Raw genomic sequence first — 21034 nt, 5'->3', positions numbered from 1 at the left:
GCGCGCTCGGCGCGGGATCGTGCTTGCGCGCACGTCCCGGATGAGAAACAATCCTGGCTTGTGTGTGGCGTGGTTGCGGGGGCGTGACATGCGTAAGCAGGATTTGGGTTTCGACTATCACCGCTATCACCGCCTTCTGCTCGAGGCGGACGACGAGGGCAAGCGGCTGGCGCTGATCGAGCTCTTGATCGAGGAAAAGGCGCGTGACCGGCTTGCCGCCCAGCGCGCTTCGGACCGCGCCGCCATGACAGCCCACACTATCGCTACCGTGCTGAAGAACGGGCGCCAGTGAAACGAATGATTGCACTACGGTGCCGGAAAACGCGGCATCAATTGCCATTTCGTTAACGATCCCTCGAAAGCTCGCGTCAAACTTTTTGCTCTAGAAGTTCCCTCACCTGATCCAATTCAGGGGCAACAAAGGGGGGAATGAACATGAGCATGATTTCGATCGCCGCGATGCCGGCCACCATCGAAACGCGTTTGGCTGATTCTTCGTTCAAGACCATCTTGCTGTTTTGCTGCACGGGCCTGGTCGCCTCGTTCGGCCTGATGGCGCACGGCATCGATCTCGGCGCCGGCCTGATGTGAGACGCGACGCATTCCGTCGCGAAGTGGCCGCCCCTGACGGGCGGCCATTTTGTTTTTGGTTTCAGTGCGGCGTCTTCGCTGCCGCTTCCGGAAACATCGAATCGATCATCGCCTTGAGCTGATCGATCGAAATCGGCTTGCGCAGGATCGGCCGGCGCCTGAGCAAGGACGGCAGCAGTTCCGGACCGTAGCCCGTGGCGAACAAAAACGGCTTGCCGCGACGCTCGATCAAATCGGCGACCGGATCGACGTAGAGGCCCTTGAGATTGATGTCGAGGATCGCAAGATCGTACTGCGCGGTCATGGCGAAAGCGCTGGCGTCCCGAACATTATCCGCTTCCGCGGCGACGTGGTGGCCGAGTTCCTCCACCATGTCCGTCATCATCATCCGGATCAACGTCTCGTCTTCGACCAGGAAAACGGAGAGTCCGTCCGCCATATCAACCCCGCAATCAGCTTCCGAAGCTAATCATAACCGAATCGCGAAGAGGATTCACGAATTCGTGGCGGGCGCCGTTAATTCAGACGCGCCCGATCCGATTCAACTTGATCAATCCAGTCCTCGTTCGTGGCTGAGCCGCACCATCTCCTGTACGAACACCTGCTTCTGCTTGTCATCGAGGCTCGAATAGAGGGGCTCGGCGGCGTCGGCGACATTGCGCTGATCGGCAGCGCGGTCGATGAGGAATTGGGCTTCGTTGCGCATCTGCTCGACGATGTCGTCGGGAGGATCCCGCTTGGCGCGCGCAACCCGCAGGTTGAGCCGCTCGGCACCGTTATGCCCGAGGTAGTGCATGGCGCTCGAGAAGCCGTACCAGTGCTTCTCCTGCTCGGGCGTGAGGTTCAGTTCGGCCTTGATCCGCTCGATATAGGAGTCGCTGTTGGTGACGATCTGGTCGGCGGTCAATTGCGGCGCGCCGGTCTGGGTCAGGACCGTGACATCCTTGTCCTGCGGCGCGTTCTTCGCCTCCTTGCTCGCCTTGGCGCCCTTGCCCGGCTTGGCGCTCTTGGCATCCTTGTCCTTGCCGGCGCCCTGCTTGGCGTCCTTGGCCGCATCCTTGCTGGCGTCCTTGCTCGCATCTTTGGCTGCAGGCGCCTGATTGCCATTATTGCCAACGCCGAGCACGCCGGTGAAGACACCGACCACACCGCCGATGGCGCCGCCGAGCACGCCACCGACCGGACCTGCCGCCTTGTTCCCGGCCGCCGCTCCTTCCTGAACCCCTTTGACCAGGCCTTGAGCGTTCGCCGCGGCTGCGCCGAGCAGCAACACGAAAACGGATCCCAGCGCGAACCATCGTCGCAGGTTCGGCCGCGCGGGCGGCGCCGGGTTGATCATTCTGGTCTCCATCTCGATCTGATTAGGTTGTTGGGGGTGAGAACCACTTGCCGGTTGCAACTCTATCGTTTTCACCGCTTCGAGGTCTAGCCAAGGGCAATTGCTATCCACGCCCGAAAAGTCTTTGCCGCGAGGTGCTTATGCAGGCTCCTTGGAAACTGCGGCGTAATTGCGCACATGTCGGCCTGGCGCGCCAGCGCCGAGTGTGCGTCGCAAAACAACCGGCCGTGGTTCATGGCCCGCGCATAATGTCGAGGGCGCTGCCGCGTTCCCGGACACAACGTTAGTTCTAGGCGCAAGCCGTTCGGTTTTCTCGACAGACGCAATCAATCATGATCTGATCGCGCTACCAATTTGCCTTCGAAGCCGACGGCATCAACAAGAAACGTCGAACAAGAAACTTTGGAAAAGAAAATCAAAAGTAGAACTCGGAAGAGTTCAGAGGAAACGCCAGAACAATAAAACACCCAAGCGAGGAAACGAGATGTCACGCAAGACACTGACGCGACGTCAATTTGTGGCTGCCACTGCACTGTCCTCCGCGGCGCTGATCACGGCGCCCTATGTCCGAGGCGCTTACGCCGCCGGCAAGCTCTCGATCGGCTTCTGGGACCACTGGGTGCCCGGCGCCAACGATGCCTCCACCGCGCTCGTCAAGGAATGGGGCGAGAAGGAGAAGGTCGAGGTCTCGATCGACTACATCACCAGCAACAACAAGAAGATCGAGCTGACGGCAGCGGCCGAGGCCCAGGCCAAGTCCGGTCACGACATTCTCCAGATGCCGAGCTGGTGGCCGCACGCCTATTCCGAGAATCTCGAACCGCTCAACGACGTCATGGAGCCGCTCATCAAGCAGAACGGCGAGGTGAACGACACCGTCAAATATCTCGGGCGGTCGGGCGGCAAATGGCTCGCAGTGCCCGCGACGCCGGGAAGCCAGATCAAGGGCCCCTGCTCCCGCATAGATCTGATGAAGAAGCACGCCGGCATCGACGTGCAGGAGATGTATCCAATCGGCGCTCCGCCGAAGGCGGACAACTGGACCATGGAGACGTTCCTGAAGGCGGCCGAGGCCTGCCACAAGGCCGGCTTCCCCTTCGGCATCGGTCTCGGCGAGACCACCGACAGCGTCGACACCGCCGGCGCGATCTTCCAGTCGTTCGGCGCCGAGCTCGTCAACGCCAAGGGCGATATCACCGTCAAGACCGACGCAGTGCGGCAGGCACTCGAATTCTACAAGAAGCTGATCGCCGTCCTGCCCACGGATGCACCGTCCTGGGACGATGCCTCCAACAACAAATGGCTGATCTCGGGCCGCGGGGCGATGATCCTGAATCCGCCGAGTGCCTGGGCGGTCGCCAAGCGCGACGCACCGCAAGTCGCCGAACAGTGCTGGACGCACGGCTTCCCGTCCGGTCCGAAGGGACGTTTTGCGCCCTTCCTGCCGTACTTCTGGGGCGTCTGGGCCTTTGGCAAGAACAAGGAAGCGGCCAAGAGCCTGCTCGTTCACCTGTCCTCGCCCGCGGCGATCGAGAAGTTCGTCGCGGCGAGCGGCGGGTACGATCTCCCGGCCTACGCGAACATGACGAAGTTCAAGACCTGGGCCGAGGAAGGGCCGCCGAAGGGCACGCTCTTCCACTATCCGGATCCCTACAAGCAGCAGACGATGTCGATCGCCGCGTCTCCGGCGCCGCCGAAGATCGCCCAGCAGATCTACTTCCAGGCGACGCTGACCAAGATGGCGCTGCGCTTTGCGCAAGGAGAGAAGTTGGAAACCGCGCTCGCCTGGGCCGAGGGCGAGTGCGAAGGCTTCATGCGGACCTGAGCCGGGTACGTGCCATGGCGGTTCACGCTTCGCGCGTGAGCCGCCGAGGCACCCTCGCTCGATCCGCTTGCCGAATGAAGCCGACGGCTGCGCCGGCTTCGCCGTTCCAGATGTCCTGCTACGTGTCCTGCAAAAGAGGCTAACGTCATGGCCGATGTCGTCGTTGAGCAAGGCCGTCCCGCTCGAGCCGCAAGCCCGCGCAAACGGGCGAGCCTGCGCAACGCAATGGGAAGGAAATCGACCGTCGCGTTCTTCCTGACGCTGCCGCTGATCCTCCTGATTGCCCTGCTCGTGCTCTATCCCGCCTTCTATTCGGTCTACCTGGCAACGCTGAACAAGGCGATGACGAAGTTCGTCGGCCTCAGCAACTTCACCTTCCTGTTCAAGCGCGAAACGTTCTGGATGGTGGTGAGACAGTCCTGCATTTTTGCGATTACCGCCGTGGTCTTCAAGGCGCTAATCGGCTTCATCGTCGCGCATTTCGTCCACAACATTCCCGGCAAGAAGCAACGTAAATGGCGCGGCATGCTGCTGGTGCCCTGGGTGATCCCGCCGGCGATGAGCACGCTGGCATGGCTGTGGCTGTTCGACCCGTCCTACAGCGCCTTCAACTATACCCTCTCGTTCTTCGGCATCGGTCCCATCCCCTGGCTCGGCGACACCTTCTGGGCGCGTTTCTCCGTCATCCTCGTCAACGTCTGGTACGGCGCGCCGTTCTTCCTGATCATGTACCTGGCCGCGCTGAAATCCGTACCCGACCAGCTCTACGAAGCCGCAGCGATCGACGGCGCCAATTGGTGGCAGAAGATCTGGCACATCACCCTGCCGATGATGCGCAACATCATCGCCATCACCACGTTGTTCTCGCTGATCGTCACTTTCGCCAATTTCGACATCGTGCGCATCCTCACCTCCGGCGGTCCGCTCGACCGGACGCATCTGTTCGCCACCTGGGCGTTCCAGGTCGGCATCCAGAGCAGCGACATTCCGCTCGGCGCCTGCGTCTCGCTGTTCATGGTGCCGATCCTCGCCGTCGCAGCGGTCTTCATCCTGCGCGATGTCAACAAACGTGGGAACGAAGCCTGATGAGCACGCTCGCAATCGACAAGGCCGGACCGACACGCAAGGTCAAGCTTCGAAGCATGAGCCGCGACCGCACCTGGGCGCTGCGCTGGTCCTACTTTTTCCTGGTGCTGTTTGCGATCTTCTTCCTGATCCCGCCAATCTACATGCTGATCACCTCGCTCAAGAGCAGCGCGGAGATCTCGGCCGCCACCAATCCGTGGTGGGTATTTCATCCGACCCTGTCGAACTATGTCGAGCTACTGACCTCGAACCAATTCCTGCGGTTCTTCTGGAATTCGTCGATGATCTCGATCGTGGTCGTGATCGTGACGATGCTGATCAGCATTCCGGCGGCGTTTGCTTTAGCGCGGATGAAGTTCTGGGGCTCGGCGACGCTCGCGACCGGCGTCTTTCTCACCTATCTGATCCCGGACAGCCTCCTGTTCATTCCCTTGTTCAAGATGCTCGCGGTGGTCCAGGACGTCACCGGCATCACTCTTCTGAACCGTTGGTACGTGCTGGTGTTCATCTATCCGACGCTAACCGTGCCGTTCTGCACCTGGATCATGATCGGTTATTTCGCCTCGATCCCGAAGGAGCTGGACGAGGCTGCTCTCATCGACGGCGCCTCCTGGCTCCAGACCCTGACGCGGATTTTCATCCCCGTCGCCCTGCCCGGCCTGATCGCAGCGACCATCTTCGCCTTCACCGTGTCCTGGGCGCAGTTCCTCTATCCCCTGGTGTTCACGACATCCATCGACCAGCTCGTGCTGCCGGTCGGCATCACCACCACGCTGATCAAGGGTGACGTCTTCAACTGGGGGCAGATCATGACCGGCGCGCTGCTTGGCGCAGCCCCGCCGCTGGTCATCTACGCCTTCCTGATGGACTATTACATTGCCGGCCTGACCGCCGGCGCGACAAAGGGTTGATGTCTTATGGCTGAGGTTGCGTTGCGGAAGGTGATCAAGCGTTACGACGACGTCGAGGCGGTGCGCGGCATCGATCTCGACATCTCCGATCATGAGTTCATCGTGCTCGTCGGCCCCTCCGGCTGCGGCAAGTCGACGACGTTGCGGATGATCGCGGGGCTCGAGGACATCACCGACGGCGACATCATGATCGGCGGGGACGTCGTCAACGACGTGCCGCCAAAGGACCGCGACATCGCGATGGTGTTTCAGAACTACGCGCTCTATCCGCACATGACGGTCGCGGAGAACATGTCGTTCGGGTTGCGGCTCAAGCACTATCCCAAGGCCGAGATCAAGGCGCGGGTGACCGAGGCCGCCCGCCTCCTCGACATCACCGACCTGATCGACCGCAAGCCGAAGCAGCTCTCCGGCGGCCAGCGCCAGCGCGTTGCCATGGGGCGGGCTATCGTGCGCAACCCGAAAGTCTTCCTGTTCGACGAGCCGCTGTCCAATCTCGACGCCAAGCTGCGCGTGCAGATGCGGATCGAGATCAAGAAGGTGCACCAGAAGGTCCGAACCACCACGGTCTACGTCACCCACGACCAGGTCGAGGCGATGACTCTGGCCGATCGCGTGGTGGTGATGAACAAGGGCCGGATCGAGCAGATCGGCACGCCGAACGAGCTCTACCACAAGCCGGCGACGCGCTTCGTCGCGGGCTTCATCGGCTCGCCGGCGATGAACTTCATTCCGTGCCGGCTCGAGGACGTCGGTGGCAAGCTCAACGTCCGCCTGACGGACCGCATCTCATTCCCGTTGCCGCCGGCCCGCGCCGCCCATTACAGCGCACTGCCCCGAGCTGAAAACCTCTTGCTCGGCATCCGTCCCGAACATCTCACGGAATCGCATGCGCATCTGGAGCCGGGTGTCGAGACCTTCGACACCGTGCTTGACGTCACCGAGCCGATGGGAATGGAGACGCTGGTCTATTTCGCATTGGACGGCACGCCGATCTGCGGCCGTGTCGATCCCAATGCGGGCGCCAAGGACGGCGGCCCCATGCGTTTGGCGATGGACCTCAACAATATGCACCTGCTAAACGAGGCGACCGGCGCCGTATTGTGACGGCCGGGCAAGAAACTCGTGCAGGTAGGGACGATGTCGACCAACAAGAAGAAAATCTTTGTCACGCAAACTTTGTCGCAAGGGGCGCGCGCCCTCCTCACCCAGCGAGATGACATCGAGCTCATCGAGTTTCCGAACCTGATCTCCGCCAGGGATTTCGAGGCCTTGCTGAAGAGCCACGCGCCGGTCCATGGCGTGGCGCTCGGCGCCACCGCTTTCGGCGAGACCGAGCTCGAAGCCTCAAAGGACATGAAGGTAGTGACCCGGATCGGCGTCGGCTACGACGCCGTCGACGTCCCAGCCCTTTCCCGCCGCAAGGTGCCGCTGATGGTCGCGGGCAGCGCGAACTCGCCCTCGGTCGCCGAGCAGGCGCTGTTCATGATGCTGACGCTGGCCAAACGCGCGCAGGAGATGCATTCCTGCGTCAAGGACGGCAAATGGGCCGACCGCCTCGGCATGCTGCCGTTCGATCTCTACGGCAAGACCGTCCTCATCATCGGCTTCGGCCGTATCGGCACCCGCACCGCCAAGCGCTGCCTGGCGATGGACATGAATGTACAGGTCTATGATCCCTACAAGGGAGCCGCGGAGATCAAGGCAGCCGGCTGCGAGCCGGTCGCCGATCTCGATGCCGCGCTGCCGCACGCAGATTTCGTCACCATCCACTGCCCGAAGACGCCGGAGACCGTCGGCCTGTTCGATGCTGACAGGATCGGCCGGATGAAGCCGAAATCCTATCTCATCAACACCGCGCGCGGCGGCATCGTGAAGGAGGCGGCGCTGTACGACGCACTGGTCTCGGGCAAGCTCGCCGGCGCCGGCATCGACGTGTTCGAGGTCGAGCCGCCGCCGGTCAGCAACGCGCTGTTCGCGCTGCCCAACGTCATCATGGCCCCGCATGTCGCCGGCGTCACGGTCGAGGCGGTGATCCGGATGAGCGAGCAGACCGCGCGCAACATCCTGAGTGTGCTGGACGGCGATCCCATCCGGCAGAACATCATCAATCAGGACGTCTTGGGCTAGGCTGGTCTCCCGGGCGGGGGTTCTTCTGGACGGACGATCAACCCGCCCGCCTTCGGAACGCCAGAATGAGTCCCATTTTGGTGCAGATCGAGCCCTCACTCAGCCTTAATCAAACCCGCGTAATAGTCCGGCCGCGGCGGCAGTGGGACAGACTTGCCGGCCGCGTCGAGCTGGAGGATGGACCCTTGTCAGAGATCGACCCGACCGACCACGCGTTGGCGACCATTGCCAGCATCCTGGAGCATCCCGAACCCGTCCTCGTGGTGCGCGAGACCGAGACCGTGCGCGAAACCGAGACCGTCACCGTGACCGAAATGGTGGTTGCCGGTGAGCATGGGGTCGCGGACGAGCACGCGTTCGTCGACGAGCACCTGACGGTCGATGAGCATCCGGTGGTCGAGGAGCAGCCGCTGGTGCCGGAGCACACCGACGCCGACGGCTACAGCAAGGTCGGCCCCGGGCCGATGGTGGCGATCCGTCTGAAATGGACGGTCCATCGCGGCGACGACGGCCAGTTCTACGTCCACGAGACCATCGGCGAGCAGTCCGTGCCCGTGGTCAGCGGCCCGATGACCGGCGAAGCCGCGGTGCATTTCGTCGACGCGCATGAGGACGAGGCCCATCGGCGCTTCGAGGAGCTGCGCAGCGAGATCGCTGGCCGCAGCTCGCTCGCCGATTATGAGCGCAAGGGCGAAGCCTAGCGCGCTTTCGCACGACGTGGATGCCGGTTCGGCTCATCGTCGTCCGAGATAATCCTTCTTCACGAGCTCGACGCCTGCGTGCCGCAACAGGTCGTAGGCGGTCGTGACGTGAAAGAAGAACTGCGGAACGCTGAAGGTCAGCAGCAGCGTCCGCCCCGTGAAGGGCAACTCGGTCCCGTTCTTCAGCCTGAAGAAGACATTCCGTTCCGCCGCGGCATTTATCTCCGCGCGCGGCAGGCTTTCGATGAACTCGATCGAAGTCGCAATACGGGCCTGGAGTCCGGCCATGTCGTGCTCCAGCACCGGCAGCGTCACCGGCTCGCGGTCGGCCAGCAAGGCCGCGGCGACCGTGGCGTGGCGGCAGGCCTCACCGATCTGTTGCGCCAGATCGTACATGTCGGGCGCCATGCGCATGCCGAGCAGCACAGCCGGATTGAACTTCCGCGCTTCGGCATAGGCAACGCCCTTGTCGAGCAGTGCGGACAGGTTGCGCAGATACGGCACGAAAAGTCCGACGGAGGCGTCATACATCGAGATCGTCACTTCAAAATTCCCTTCACTCCCGCCTCGCCAGCGACGGGCATCTGGTCTAAATCCAAGCCTCAAGACAGGCATCGAGAGCTGCACAATGACAGCTTGGGCATGGGTGGAAAAGAGATGATCGTTCGAATGACCAGTCGAATTCTGGCGGCTTTGGCCGTGGTCCTGCTGGCAAACCTGTCGGCCCATGCACAGCAGGCGGCGCCGTCCCGCCTCGACGAGATCGTCAAGCGCGGCACTTTGCGCGTCGGCATGACCGGCGACTACAAGCCCTTCACCTATCTCGACAAGACGACGCAGCAGTTCAACGGCTTCGATGTCGACATGGCGGAGGCGCTCGGCAAGGCGCTCGGCGTCAAGGTCGAATTCGTGCCGACGGCCTGGCCGAAGCTGATGAAGGATTTCGAGGCCGATCAGTTCGACATCGCCATGGGCGGCGTCTCGGTCACGCTCGACCGGCAGAAGAAGGGCTTCTTCTCCACGCCGATCATGCGCGAGGGCAAGACGCCGATCGCGCGCTGTGCCGATGTCGGCAAATACCAGAACATCACCGACATCGACAAGAAGGGCACCCGCGTGATCGTCAATCCCGGCGGCACCAACGAGCGCTTCGCGCGTGCCAACATCAAGGAAGCCGACATCACCGTCTTCCCGGACAATACCGTGATCTTCGACGAGATCGCCAAGGGCAATGCCGACCTGATGATGACCGACGCCTCCGAGACGCGCTACCAGCAGAAGCAGCATCAAGGCGTGCTCTGCGCGGTGCATCCCGACAAGCCGTTCGACTTCTCCGAGAAGGCCTACTGGCTCCAGCGCGACATGGCGCTGAAGGCGTTCGTCGATCAATGGCTGCACATTTCCATGCAGGACGGCAGCTACAAGAAGATCTACGCCGCCTGGTTCGATTAGGACCGCGTCCTCCTGTCGCTTGCCCCGGCCAAACTTTGGACCGGCTCCGGTGTTATTGAACCCGCAGCCGCCGGAGCACGACTCATACGGTGACAGTGATCTAGATCACTTTTTGCGATCGAACCGGGGCGTAAGCGTCGGTGCGGGGACCACCTGTTTCAGGAGATGCGAAATGAGGAAGCTGTTGGCCACGGCCGCATTCCTTTTGGCGAGCACCGCTGCGCAGGCGCAGTACACATTCGACTATGGCGGGCGTACCATCCGCATCGATCCCGACCGCGGCACGGTGCAAATTCCCGGCGTCTTTGACAACACCGGCCAGGGCAAGGCGAAGAGAACCAAGAACGATGCCAAGGGGGCTCCCAAAGCGGACCCGCAGGCACCGCAACAGGCCAAGGCTGACCCGCAGTCGCCTGCCAATCCGGCGCCGGCCCCGGCACCTGTCACGGCACCCCCGGCGGCCGAGCAGGCCCCTGTCCAAGCTCCCGTCCAAGCTCCCGTGGCCGTCGCGCCTCCTGCCCCGCCGGCGTCTCCGGCCACCACGGCTAACAACGCTCCGGCGGAAGACGCGCTTGTGCCGCCGCCTCAGCCGGCCCCAAGTGCTGCCCCGACGGTGGCCGCAGTACCGCCCGCACCACCGCCAGCCCCGGCCGTCGCAGCCGCGCCTCCGGCGCCGTCTCCGCCTCCCGTCCCGGCGCCGGCACCTGCCCCCGTTCAGTCGGCGGCCGTCGCGCCGCCAGCTCCCGCAACCGCGCCCACGCGCGATCTCAATTCACCGCTCGGCGTCTGGCTCACCGAGGAGAAGGAAGGCAAGGTCCGGATCGAGCAATGCGGCAGCAATCTCTGCGGCTACTCGGTCGATTCGAAATCGAACCAGAATGGCGAGCAGGTTCTGATCAACATGAAGCCCGGCAAGGATCAGAACAAAGACCCAAAATGGTCCGGCCGCATCCTCGATCCGAACTCCGGCTCGACCTACGATTCAACCATCGCGCTGAAGGGCACCGATCGCCTGCGCGTGCAGGGCTGCGCTTTCGGCGGCATGTTCTGCGGCGGCCAGACCTGGACGCGGGTGAACTGAGGGTCCTATCACGCGCGCGTGACACGGTGGGATTGAGCGTTACCCTGCGCCAGCGGGCAACGAGGATTGCCGCTGCGCCTGTGCTTGCCCGGCAAAGACACAGCGTCGGACCCGATCGCTGAAATTCAGGCCGTTTCTGTGAACTAGTTAATACTAGGACGGCCGCGATCGCCTCTAGCTTAGGTTGAACGACGAATTTCCGCGGTCAAAAGTCGCCTTGGCGCCTCTGATCCCGCCGATGCGCTCAGACCGACACTCGAATTTTTGTGCCGGCTCAAGCACCTTATCGTTTCGCTCCACAGTTGCGTTAGCGAGGTTGTTATGGAGGAACTCCGTGCAGCGCCATCGCTCATCTCAGGTGACTGGGACCAGGATTTCTTGAAAACTGAGCAAGGTATCCGGCGCCATGTGATCGGCGCGCTCAGGAGCAGGCAGAACGGCCTGAAGACCGCGCTCAAGCCCCTCGTCGACGAGCTGGCCCGAATGCTCGTTTCGGAGTTTGGTCTGGCTGCCGAAGCCGTCGACAAGATCCTTCAATCGCAAACCACGCTCCTGAGTGTGCTTTCCGATCGGTACGACGCGCTCGACGAGGCCGCGCATCACAGCGACATCCCGTTCGTCGAACTGGCAGGCGATGGCCGCATCGTCTATGCGAATGCGGCGTTCGACAAGCTCGTTCCCGACGGCCGCAACGCTCCGTTTCCCCGGCTATTCGGGTCCCGTGCGGCCGACGTGGGCGCAGCCCTCAAGGCAAACCACAACACAAGCCTGCGCGTAGACATCCGGACCAATAAGTTGATCCGCCAGGTCAGGGTCGAGATCGGCCCGCTGCGCGACGAAGACGGGCAGCAAGGCAACTACGCCCTCCTCCTGGATCAGAGCGCCGAACGGAGCCGCCTTGACGCCTTGCAGGACGGCGTGCTCAGGACCGATCGGGCGGGCAAGATCCGGTTCGCAAACGAGCGAGCCGTGCAGATTCTCGGGTTCGCCGAGGCGGCTCTCAAGGAGATGTCGCTGTCCGATGTCTTCGCGCCCGACGACGAGGGCACGACGAGCCGGTTTGACGAATGGATCGGCACACAAACGGGATTTACGGATTTCGTGCGGCTTCGTCCGATGGATGGCCGTTCCGTCCTGGCGAGAGTCAGTGCAGCGCCGTACATGGAGGAACAGAATAGCTCGACCGGGCTGTTGTTGTTGTTCGCTCCCCTCAACGAGGATTTGGCGCGCCAACAGCTGAAGACCGTTCTTGCCGAGCACGCAGACCCGCAAGAGATCATCGAGGCCATGCTGCGGGTCGTCGAAAAGGTCATTCCGTTCGAGATGTCTGCTTTCGGGGTCTACAACGACCTCAGCGACCATTGGCGAGCGCTCACCGTCTTTCCTAAACCTCGCTGGGAGTGGAGTACACGCTGGTTCAAGGTAACGGCCGATGTGATTCAATGGCTCGAGCAGGGCAAGACGTGGAATAACGACCTGAGCAAATTCGTCGAGCAGCTCAATCCGGAGGAAAAGGACAACCCCGTCAGCAAGGCGATCCTCTCCGACGATTTCAAATCGATGGTTGTGTTGCCGATTCGGAAGGCGGGCGGCCGGTTCGGAAGCTCGCTGGCTCTCATGTCCCGTAACCACAAATATACGGCCGCCGACCTCCGGACCCTGCAGAATCTCGGGGTCGAGGAAATCCTGCAGGCTGCGGACGCGGCCATCGAGCACGCTCAGGCGCGCGCCTTGCGCGAGCTCAAGGACAATTTGAACAAGGCGCCCAGCGCCCGCACCATTGCCACACTGCTGGCGACCGGCACGACACAATGCTTCGGCTGGGAGTACGTCGGTGTATTCCGGGTGGACCGCGCCCGTGGCAAGTTCGTGCTGGTCGCCGAGCACGTCAAGAACGACCGAAACCTGCTCGTGAAGTCCGCCGCCCAAAAGTCCGAGTACACCCAGGACCTATCCAGCGGAATGCTCGGCAGCTGTCTCGTCCAGCGGTCCATTCTTGTCGTTCCAGACATCAGCGATTCCAAGCGGAACTACGGCTTCATTCAGACTGCGCCGGATCAGCGATCCGCGATGACCGTCCCCCTCTTCGTGAATGGCAAGATCGAGATGATCCTCGATATGGAATCCTCGGAATCCAACGCCTTTCTCGGACCCGATCGCGAAGCGGCCCGCGGACTCGCCGCCGACTGCGAGCAGATTTTTGCAGCGCGCTGGCACGAAGCGATCGAGCTGGCGCTTATGAACAGGATTGAGCAGGCGGCCGTCATCGTCGACGCGATCGGCAAGATCTGTCACATGAATGGCGCGGCCGAGAGTATTTTCGGTCAGGCACGAGACCGCGAACTCGTGTCGTTCGGGGCACGAGACGAAGATATCGAGGAACTGTCGCAATCTGGTATCCAGCACCGACTTCACATCCACCTGACGATCGGCGACGCACCTCGCACCGAGGTGACCACTCTTGCAAACCGCGAGCCGTTGAATGACGACTATGGCCACCACCTGTGGCTGTTCACGAGCCTTGCCGATCAAAGCCGAGAGAGCGACTGGGGATATCTGGAGGAGACGGTCACGGCTGTTGCGCGCGAGACCCGGGCCCCTCTGCTCATGGCCGACGGTTTGTTGCGCGGCGCCCAGTCCCTTCTAAGCAAACCCGAACTGATGAGAAATTGCGCCAACATGCTGGAGCAGGCCGCCAATCATCTCCTGAAGGCTGATCTCACCTTCGAACGTCTGTCCGAGCGTTTGACCGTGCAGCAGACGCCGCAGGAAGCACCGACCTCGTTCAACGTATTGGAAGCAATCTATCACGAGATCGAGGGACTTCCTGTCGACGACCGTGACGCGATCGATATAGAGGACGAAATCACGGACGAATCTCATCTGATCGTCAGCGGCTGGTTGGAGCGATTGAGCTTCGCATTTCGTTCGGCGCTCAGCTCGCTTCTATCGCTCCGCGTCACCCCGACCGATCGGCTCACTGTGACCATCGCGGAACGACCACCGCATCGTCTGTTCGTATCCATGCGCATCCCAGCGGTCACCGCGCAGCCGCTGGATCCGTCGGCCGCCGATCTGATCGAACGGAGTCAGTCCCGGGCCCGGCAAATGGCCAGCGTCGCCGTAGAGGCGATACAGAAAGCCGTCGAGCAGCATGACGGGAGCTTGACCGAACTGGACGGCATGGGATTCGAATTCGACTTGCCATTATGTGCGCAGGAGGCATCAGCATGACCGCAAGGATAGCGATAGCCACGGCGGAACCGAGCATGTTCGAAACGCTGCGCACGCATCTGCTCGCGGCAGGCGTCGAGCCGGAGAACCTGCACGACAAGCCGCTGATGACTTCGGACCAGACCAACGAGTGGCTCATTGCGAACGACCCCGAGTTGCTCGTCCTCGATGCCGGATTGCCGATGGATCCGCGCGCCCTTCGCGACACGCGAACGACGGCCGGCGCGCAGGATCTGCTCAGCACCGTCGTGCAGGCCCGAGACCCTCACACGTCAGTCCTCGTCATCGCACCGTCGTTCGGGGCCTGCCCTGATCTGGAGCAGGAGTGCAGCAGAGCCGACAACGCTCTGATCCTGCCCATGGACGCCCTGCAGCTCCACCGGCATCGAATCCTCAGGCCGTTCATTGCGATGCTGACCGGGCATCCCGATGAGAAGGGCGCCATCCCTGGCGCGTTCCGGGTGATCGAAACGGAGATCCATAGCGCCAAGGTCGAATGCCGCCTCGGAACCGGCGACGACGGCTCTCCAATGCTGCGCTGGAACACCGTCAGCGATCTGGATGATCTGAAGTCTGCCGCCCGGGACTACGGGCGGGACGAGATGCCCCAGGACCGCGCGGATTCGGATCACTGGATCGGCACCAGCCTGCCCAAGAACTGGCTCGCCCAGACGCGGGGTGTCGGAACACGGCTGTTCAAGAGCTTCGTCGTCAAGGCGATCGGCGAACACCTGTTTTCGCAGATCGAGAGGGCGGCCGGTGGGCTGGCAGGACTGTCGTTCCGCTTCGTGATCAACGATGCCGGATACTATCCTGTCCCCTTCGAGGCCAGCGTGCGATATCTCGCTGAAGAGAACGGGCCATTCGTGCTTCTTCATGCCCCTATCGTCCGACGCGTGCCGTCGGTTGTTCGGCTGCAGAGAGGGGCAAGAGCCGAGCGCGGGCGCATCGAGCCAGGCTCGAGGCTCATGTTCGTTCGCTCGCAGGTCGGCGAGCACCCAGACCGCAAGCTCGAACGGGTGATCTGCGACGGCAAGACGTTCGACAAGCTCGGCAATATCGACGTTGAACTCCAATACCTGAAGGAATTGGCCGACGCCGGCTGCTTCGAGCTGGAGGTTGTCGACCTATCCGGCACCCCCAGCAACGAGGCCGTGCCCCATTTGCTGCAGCGGCTTGCTCATTTTCGGCCGTCGATCCTCCACTACGCCGGCCATGCCTGGAGTGACGGCCAGAAAACTGTGTCTCTCGTCCTTCCCGGCACAAGGCCGGAAGAAGCGATCGGGCTGAAGCTCGACAGAATGGTCGCATCCGAAGGTCTTTCGACGGCTACGCTGGTCTATCTCTCCGCTTGCCGCGGCATCTCCAGGGGCAGCGTGCAACAGCTGGTGATGAACGGAATCCCCTATGCCTTGGGATTCCGCTGGAACGTGGAGGATGACCGCGCGCCTCATTTCGCCAAGGCGTTCTACAGCGAACTGCATGAAACGCGGTCCGTTTGCCTTGCGTTCCGGAAGGCCTGCCGAGCTTCTTGGGAGCGTCTCGCCGACGACGAGGACAGCCCGATCTGGCTTTCGCCCATCTTGCTCGCGCAGTCGACGGATTGGGCAACACGCTGCAATTGAGCCGAGATCGGATCCTGTCATGACTGTCTGGACCACATTCAAGAACACTGTCGAACATTGGGCGAGCCGCGAATTGAAGCGTCCCTATGTCGGCTATGTGCCCGCCTCCGGCGACAACGCGATTTCAACGGGAGCAGCCTTCGTTCCCGAAGCAAGCTACTTCGGACTCCGCATGGTCGAGATGGGACTGAGCGAAGGCGGCAAATTCTTCAGTTCGTTCCTGCCGCTTGGCGTCGTCCTGACGGAGTTCAGCTTTGGCGACGGCCGGCAGCGCAGGCCGACGATCTTGAGCAATGACGAGATCGCCGCCCAACTCAAGTCCGCGGGGGCGGCTGCTCCGGGCTATATCGAGTTCAGGAATATCTACGCCGTCAGGCGCGCGCCCATGAAGGAAGACAATCTGTCCCTGTTCGTGGGCCTGTTCCGCCTGCCCTACCATGACGTCGCCCAGCAAATCCTGCAACTTGCGGCCGACCTGACGACGCAGACCGGGCTGGTGCCCGGCGTGTCGGAGGGCGTGCGTGTCGCAGAAAAAGTCTACGACCGCGTCGCTGGCTTGTTCGGACTCAACATCGTCACGCCACTGTTGTCCTATGCGGACGGAAACGCGCTCGGCCGCAGCGGCTATCTCCTGGTCGCAGGCCCCGAACTCGACGAGGCCGCGGCAAAGCGATTGGTCGTCACCGACGACCAGCTTTTGTCGGACGGCAAGCGTGTCGCCGGATTGAACTACTGTCTGCTCGCCGTCGAGTTTACGGGCACTCTGTTCGCCGACGGACCGGACACGATCAATCCGCTGACGCAGCTGGGCTTCCATCGGCGCTGGCAAGACGTCGCGCGCGTCGTCATGACGCGAGATTTCGACCGTGCAGAGGAGCAGATGCTGGCGCTGCGCTCCGAGGTCATCACGTCGCCGGAACTGGCTGAAAACGATCGCCTCATCGCCATCGGCGCCTACCAAACGAGCTTCGACAAGCTCGTCGAACGAATGACGCCGAAAAACGCCCACCGCGGCTCACGGGGACCTCTCTTGAACGGAGCCCTCGGCAAAAGCGCAATGCCGGCCGTGGCGCAGGTTCTGGGAGGGATGCAGCTCAGCCTCCTCTCCGGCGTCACCGGAGCCCCGGACGATCCGGACAGACTTTTCGCATCCGAGGCGTCCGAATTGAGGAAAACGATCGCCAAGGTGGCGCGGGTCGATGCCAACTCCGCCGTTGCGCTAGCGCGCGTGCTCGATCGCGCTTCGACGTCAAAATGACCGTTTATGGCAGGCCCGTCCGGGCTTGGAGCCGAGCAAACCCATTCCGACACCCCGGAACACTGCTCCGGTGAGGTGCGTGACGGCCCTCACATCGTCCGCCCGCCGCGTCTGTCATGGTGCCCCCGGATCAACCCAAGGGGCGTGTCATGAACGGATTTCGCAAGGGTCTCTTCGCCACCATTGTCGCCATCGCCTTCCCGCTGACGCAGGCAGGCGCTACCACCTCCACCTTTGACGGCGCATGGAATGTCCGTATCTCGTCATCGAGCGAGACCTGCGGTAACGGCGCAACGGTCGCGATCGGCATCAACAACGGTCAGATCGCCTCGAGCAGCGCCATGGTGACGGCGTCAGGCCGCGTCGCGGATGCCGGCAGCATCAATGTCACCTTGAGCACCGGCATCAAGCGCGCCGTCGGCTTCGGCCGGCTCAGCGGCACCTCCGGCTCCGGCACCTGGCGCGGCAGCATGTGCACGGGCACGTGGACGGCCGAGCGGATGTAAGTGCGCGTGCCCCGGACGCGGTGCAGCGTGCAACGCTGCTCCGCAGAGCCGGGACCCAGCATTCTTGGTGCGTCCCAAATCTCTGGGTCCCGGATCGGCGCCGCATCGCCCTGCGGCGATGCGTCTTGTCCGGGACACCAGACGTTAGCCGACCGCCGCGCCGTATTCCGCGTCGGTCACGGGCTCCAGCCAGGTCGAGAACACGCCGTCGAGCGCTTCCTGCATCGCGATGTGGGTCATGCCGTTGGTCGGCGACCCGCCGTGCCAGTGCAGCTCGCCCGGTGGAATCCAGACGGTGTCGCCGGGACGGATCTCCCTGACAGGCCCGCCCTTGGACTGCACCCGCCCGACTCCCGAAATCACATAGAGCGTCTGCCCGAGCGGATGGTGATGCCAGTTGGTGCGCGCACCCGGCTCGAACGAGACGCGCGAGCAGTTCAGCCGCGCCGGCGCGGGCGCCATGATCACGGGGTCCTGCCACACGGTGCCGGTGAAGTGTTCCCCGGGCGCACGGCGTGTCGGCCGCGTGCCTGCAACAGTGATCTCCATTGGATTTACCTCGCTTCTTTCCCGATTACTTCTTGCTTGCGGCGTAGCGCGCCTTGGTCTCGGCGTTCATGGGATAGAGGCCCGGGAGAACCGCGCCATTGTTCACCTCCTTGACGATCCAGGCTTCCATCCGCTCCTGCTCGACACCCTCGTTGAGCACGTGTTCGAGCATCGCCTGCGGGATCAGCACGCAGCCGTCCTGGTCGGCGACCACGATGTCGTTCGGGAACACCGCAACGCCACCGCAGCCGATCGGCTCGCCCCAGCCGACGAAGGTCAGGCCGGCAACCGACGGCGGCGCGGCATAGCCGTCGCACCAGACCGGCAGGTTGGTGCCGAGCACGCCCTCGACGTCGCGCACGACACCGTCGGTGACGAGTGCGGTGACGCCGCGCTTCATCATGCGCGCGCACAGGATGTCGCCGAAGATGCCGGCGTCGGTGATGCCCATGGCATCGACCACGGCGATGCAGCCCTCCGGCATCGCCTCGATCGCGGTGCGGGTCGAGATCGGCGACGACCAGGATTCCGGCGTCGCCAGATCCTCGCGCGCCGGCACGAAGCGCAGCGTGAAGGCCGGTCCCACCAGGCGGGGAAGACCCGGGCGCAGCGGACGCGCGCCGCGCATCCAGATGTTGCGCAGGCCCTTCTTCAGCAGGACCGTGGTGATGGTGGCAGTGGTGATGCCGGCGAGGGTCTTGCGGGCTTCGGGGGACAGCGACATGGAAACAGACGAGCTCCGGATGGGCGGGAAAGAACGCGCGCATCTTGCGGGGTGCGGGCCTTGCGTCAAGGGCCAACAAGCTACCAATCATGCAGGGCCGCAGCGCAGTTATGCGTCGCGATAACAAGGCTTTATCGGCTCCCCCTGCATTAATTTATTGGACTTGCGGGCGCATTTACGCGAAGCAGGAACAAGCGGAGCTCAAGGCCGAGCCCGCGTATCTCCAGAAGCCCGATTTCGACAGCCCATGTCCGCGACGCTTCCCCCGCCCCGCCTTCTGCCCAGTGGCGACAGCGCCGTCACGGTCGAGTTCAGCCGTACCATCGACGACGGCGCCAACCAGCGCGTGTTGGCGCTCGACAAGGTGCTCGCAGCAAGCCCGATCGATGGCATCACCGAGTCCGTGCCCACCTATCGCTCGCTGCTGGTGCATTATGATCCCGGCAAGATCGGCTTCGATGCTCTTGGCGAAAAGCTGCTCGCGCTCGCCAGCCAGCCGCTGCCGCCGGCGACCAAGGCACGCCGCTGGCGTATTCCCGTCGCCTATGGCGGCGAGCACGGCATCGACCTCGAGGACGTCGCGAAGGCGCTGAACACCACGCCCGACGACATCGTCGCGCGCCACGTCGCCGGCGACTACAAGGTCGCCATGATCGGCTTCACGCCGGGCTGGTCCTATCTCAGCGGGCTCGACAAATTCCTGCAGATGTCGCGGCGGCAGAATCCACGGCTGCTGACGCCTGCCGGCACGATCTCGATCGGCGGCATCCAGGCCGGAATCCAGTGCCTGGCGGCCCCGAGCGGCTGGCACCTGCTCGGCCGCACGCCGGTGCGGACCTATCAGCTCCACCGCAATCCGACCTTCCTCACCGAACCCGGCGATCGCGTGACGTTTTTCGCCATCGACCACAAGACGTTCGAGGAACAGGACCGCGCCGCCGAGGCAGGCGAGATCATCGCCGAGCAGGTGGTCGCATGAGCCGGCTCGTGATCGCCAGCATCGGGCCCGCAAGCTCGGTCCAGGATGGCGGACGCCATGGCGCGCAGCGCTATGGCCTGACGGTCAGCGGAGCGATGGACCGCCTGTCGCTCGCGGCGGCGAACACGCTTGTCGGCAACGAACCATTTGCAGCCGTTGTCGAGGTCGGCCCGTTCGGCACCTCGTTCACCGCGCGCGACGGTGCCGTGCGCGTCGCGATTTCAGGCGCGCCGCGCAATGCGGACGTCGCCGGAAGTCCGGTCGCCATGGACACATCGGTGACCTTGAAAGACGGCGAGACGCTGACCCTGGGCTTTGCCCGCGGCGGCGCGTTCACTTATCTGGCGATCGAAGGCGGGATCAAGGGCGAGCCGGTGTTCGGCAGTCTCGCGGTCAACGCCCGTGCCGGTCTCGGCAGCCCCTACCCGCGCCCGTTGCAGGCCGGCGACGAATTCACAGTCGATGCCGCAAGCGGTGCACCGGACCTGCGCATCGAACTGCCGAAGCCATCGAGCGGTCCGATCCGCGTCCTGCTGGGACCGCAGGACGACGAATTCGACGACGTCAACAAGGCGCTGTTCCTCGACAGCGAGTGGAAGATCTCGGCGACCTCCGATCGCATGGGCTACCGGCTCGAGGGTCCCGCGATCAAGCATCTGCATGGCCACAACATCGTCTCCGACGGAACGGTCAACGGCAGCATCCAGGTGCCCGGCAACGGCGCGCCGATCGCGCTGATGATGGACCGCGGCACCTCCGGCGGCTACCCGAAGATCGCGACCGTGATCACGGCCGATGTCGGACGTCTCGCGCAGACCTCGGCAGGAACGGCGTTCCGCTTCGAGGCGGTCAGCATGGCCGAGGCGCAGGACGAGGCGAGGAAATTTGCGCAACTGATCCGCAACCTGCCCGATCGCCTGCGCTCCGCCGATACCGTCGCGCTCAACATCGAAGCGCTCAGCGATGCCAATGTCGCGGGCTATGCTGTGAGTGCCGTTGATGCCGGGACCTGGCAGGTCGCGGTGGAACCGTAACGACAAGAC

Annotated in this window: 21 protein-coding genes; 16 read left to right on the top strand and 5 right to left on the bottom strand. The window is 63.1% G+C overall.

The genetic code is table 11. The features are described 5' to 3' along the window. Positions 1–88 precede the first annotated feature (88 nt). Both AC0L2J_RS12915 and AC0L2J_RS12910 read left to right on the top strand, forming a co-directional pair. Positions 89–292, top strand: a complete 204-nt coding sequence (locus AC0L2J_RS12915) for a hypothetical protein (RefSeq protein ID WP_063996317.1) — start codon at positions 89–91, stop codon at positions 290–292. A 143-nt stretch (positions 293–435) separates the two neighbouring features. Continuing rightward, on the top strand, positions 436–591 hold the full coding sequence (locus AC0L2J_RS12910; protein ID WP_167552307.1) for a hypothetical protein: 156 nt from the start codon (positions 436–438) through the stop codon (positions 589–591). Between the two features lie 61 nt (positions 592–652). Here the strand turns inward: AC0L2J_RS12910 and AC0L2J_RS12905 are convergent, their stop codons facing one another. Further along, positions 653–1030 (bottom strand): response regulator, encoded by a 378-nt coding sequence (locus AC0L2J_RS12905; protein WP_063996316.1) that lies wholly within the window; start codon positions 1028–1030, stop codon positions 653–655. Between the two features lie 111 nt (positions 1031–1141). Then, entirely contained in the window at positions 1142–1930 is a 789-nt protein-coding gene (locus tag AC0L2J_RS12900; RefSeq protein ID WP_473249024.1) for a Spy/CpxP family protein refolding chaperone, read from the bottom strand. 484 nt (positions 1931–2414) lie between these two features. Here AC0L2J_RS12900 and AC0L2J_RS12895 point away from each other — a divergent pair, with 484 nt between their 5' ends. The 6 genes from AC0L2J_RS12895 to AC0L2J_RS12870 all read left to right on the top strand — a co-directional run bounded on the left by AC0L2J_RS12895 (position 2415) and on the right by AC0L2J_RS12870 (position 8583). Further along, positions 2415–3755 (top strand): ABC transporter substrate-binding protein, encoded by a 1341-nt coding sequence (locus AC0L2J_RS12895; RefSeq protein ID WP_063996315.1) that lies wholly within the window; start codon positions 2415–2417, stop codon positions 3753–3755. 147 nt (positions 3756–3902) lie between these two features. Beyond that, positions 3903–4841 (top strand): carbohydrate ABC transporter permease, encoded by a 939-nt coding sequence (locus AC0L2J_RS12890; RefSeq protein ID WP_007590928.1) that lies wholly within the window; start codon positions 3903–3905, stop codon positions 4839–4841. Then, entirely contained in the window at positions 4841–5752 is a 912-nt protein-coding gene (locus tag AC0L2J_RS12885) for a carbohydrate ABC transporter permease (RefSeq protein ID WP_018457902.1), read from the top strand. Before AC0L2J_RS12890 ends, AC0L2J_RS12885 begins: the two co-directional genes overlap by 1 nt. 6 nt (positions 5753–5758) lie before the next feature. Continuing rightward, positions 5759–6859, top strand: a complete 1101-nt coding sequence (locus AC0L2J_RS12880; protein WP_007610467.1) for an ABC transporter ATP-binding protein — start codon at positions 5759–5761, stop codon at positions 6857–6859. A 33-nt stretch (positions 6860–6892) separates the two neighbouring features. Continuing rightward, positions 6893–7882, top strand: coding sequence for a hydroxyacid dehydrogenase (locus tag AC0L2J_RS12875; RefSeq protein WP_473390226.1), 990 nt, complete (start codon positions 6893–6895; stop codon positions 7880–7882). A 185-nt stretch (positions 7883–8067) separates the two neighbouring features. Beyond that, the gene (locus AC0L2J_RS12870; RefSeq protein ID WP_007590921.1) at positions 8068–8583 is read left to right on the top strand and encodes a hypothetical protein; all 516 of its coding nucleotides are present in this window, start codon (positions 8068–8070) and stop codon (positions 8581–8583) included. A gap of 33 nt (positions 8584–8616) precedes the next feature. Here the strand turns inward: AC0L2J_RS12870 and AC0L2J_RS12865 are convergent, their stop codons facing one another. Continuing rightward, positions 8617–9114 carry a DUF1993 domain-containing protein gene (locus tag AC0L2J_RS12865; protein ID WP_473390320.1) on the bottom strand — a complete coding sequence of 166 codons (498 nt, stop codon included), beginning with the start codon at positions 9112–9114 and terminating at the stop codon, positions 8617–8619. 138 nt (positions 9115–9252) lie between these two features. Here AC0L2J_RS12865 and AC0L2J_RS12860 point away from each other — a divergent pair, with 138 nt between their 5' ends. From AC0L2J_RS12860 to AC0L2J_RS12835, 6 genes are all read left to right on the top strand, one after another. Next, the gene (locus AC0L2J_RS12860; protein ID WP_473390223.1) at positions 9253–10035 is read left to right on the top strand and encodes a transporter substrate-binding domain-containing protein; all 783 of its coding nucleotides are present in this window, start codon (positions 9253–9255) and stop codon (positions 10033–10035) included. Between the two features lie 172 nt (positions 10036–10207). Further along, positions 10208–11116 (top strand): DUF2147 domain-containing protein, encoded by a 909-nt coding sequence (locus tag AC0L2J_RS12855; RefSeq protein WP_473390218.1) that lies wholly within the window; start codon positions 10208–10210, stop codon positions 11114–11116. 321 nt (positions 11117–11437) lie between these two features. After that, positions 11438–14350, top strand: coding sequence for a PAS domain-containing protein (locus tag AC0L2J_RS12850; RefSeq protein WP_473390214.1), 2913 nt, complete (start codon positions 11438–11440; stop codon positions 14348–14350). A 35-nt stretch (positions 14351–14385) separates the two neighbouring features. Continuing rightward, positions 14386–15975, top strand: coding sequence for a CHAT domain-containing protein (locus AC0L2J_RS12845; protein WP_473390211.1), 1590 nt, complete (start codon positions 14386–14388; stop codon positions 15973–15975). A 19-nt stretch (positions 15976–15994) separates the two neighbouring features. Beyond that, positions 15995–17233: a hypothetical protein gene (locus AC0L2J_RS12840; protein ID WP_473390207.1), complete on the top strand. Its 1239-nt coding sequence runs from the start codon at positions 15995–15997 to the stop codon at positions 17231–17233. A gap of 149 nt (positions 17234–17382) precedes the next feature. Further along, positions 17383–17739 (top strand): hypothetical protein, encoded by a 357-nt coding sequence (locus tag AC0L2J_RS12835; protein WP_473390202.1) that lies wholly within the window; start codon positions 17383–17385, stop codon positions 17737–17739. 144 nt (positions 17740–17883) lie between these two features. Here AC0L2J_RS12835 and AC0L2J_RS12830 read toward each other — a convergent pair whose 3' ends face one another. Beyond that, positions 17884–18288 carry a (R)-mandelonitrile lyase gene (locus tag AC0L2J_RS12830; protein WP_027518001.1) on the bottom strand — a complete coding sequence of 135 codons (405 nt, stop codon included), beginning with the start codon at positions 18286–18288 and terminating at the stop codon, positions 17884–17886. Between the two features lie 25 nt (positions 18289–18313). Then, positions 18314–19012 carry a ribonuclease activity regulator RraA gene (locus AC0L2J_RS12825; RefSeq protein ID WP_473390197.1) on the bottom strand — a complete coding sequence of 233 codons (699 nt, stop codon included), beginning with the start codon at positions 19010–19012 and terminating at the stop codon, positions 18314–18316. Positions 19013–19259: 247 nt separating this feature from the next. Here AC0L2J_RS12825 and pxpB point away from each other — a divergent pair, with 247 nt between their 5' ends. Beyond that, positions 19260–19991, top strand: coding sequence for a 5-oxoprolinase subunit PxpB (gene pxpB / locus AC0L2J_RS12820; RefSeq protein WP_473390193.1), 732 nt, complete (start codon positions 19260–19262; stop codon positions 19989–19991). Then, on the top strand, positions 19988–21025 hold the full coding sequence (locus tag AC0L2J_RS12815) for a 5-oxoprolinase subunit C family protein (protein ID WP_473390192.1): 1038 nt from the start codon (positions 19988–19990) through the stop codon (positions 21023–21025). Before pxpB ends, AC0L2J_RS12815 begins: the two co-directional genes overlap by 4 nt. Positions 21026–21034: the final 9 nt, after the last annotated feature.

The organism is Bradyrhizobium sp. MV1.5 (assembly GCF_055807615.1).
This window is presented reverse-complemented; position numbering and strand designations above follow the sequence as displayed.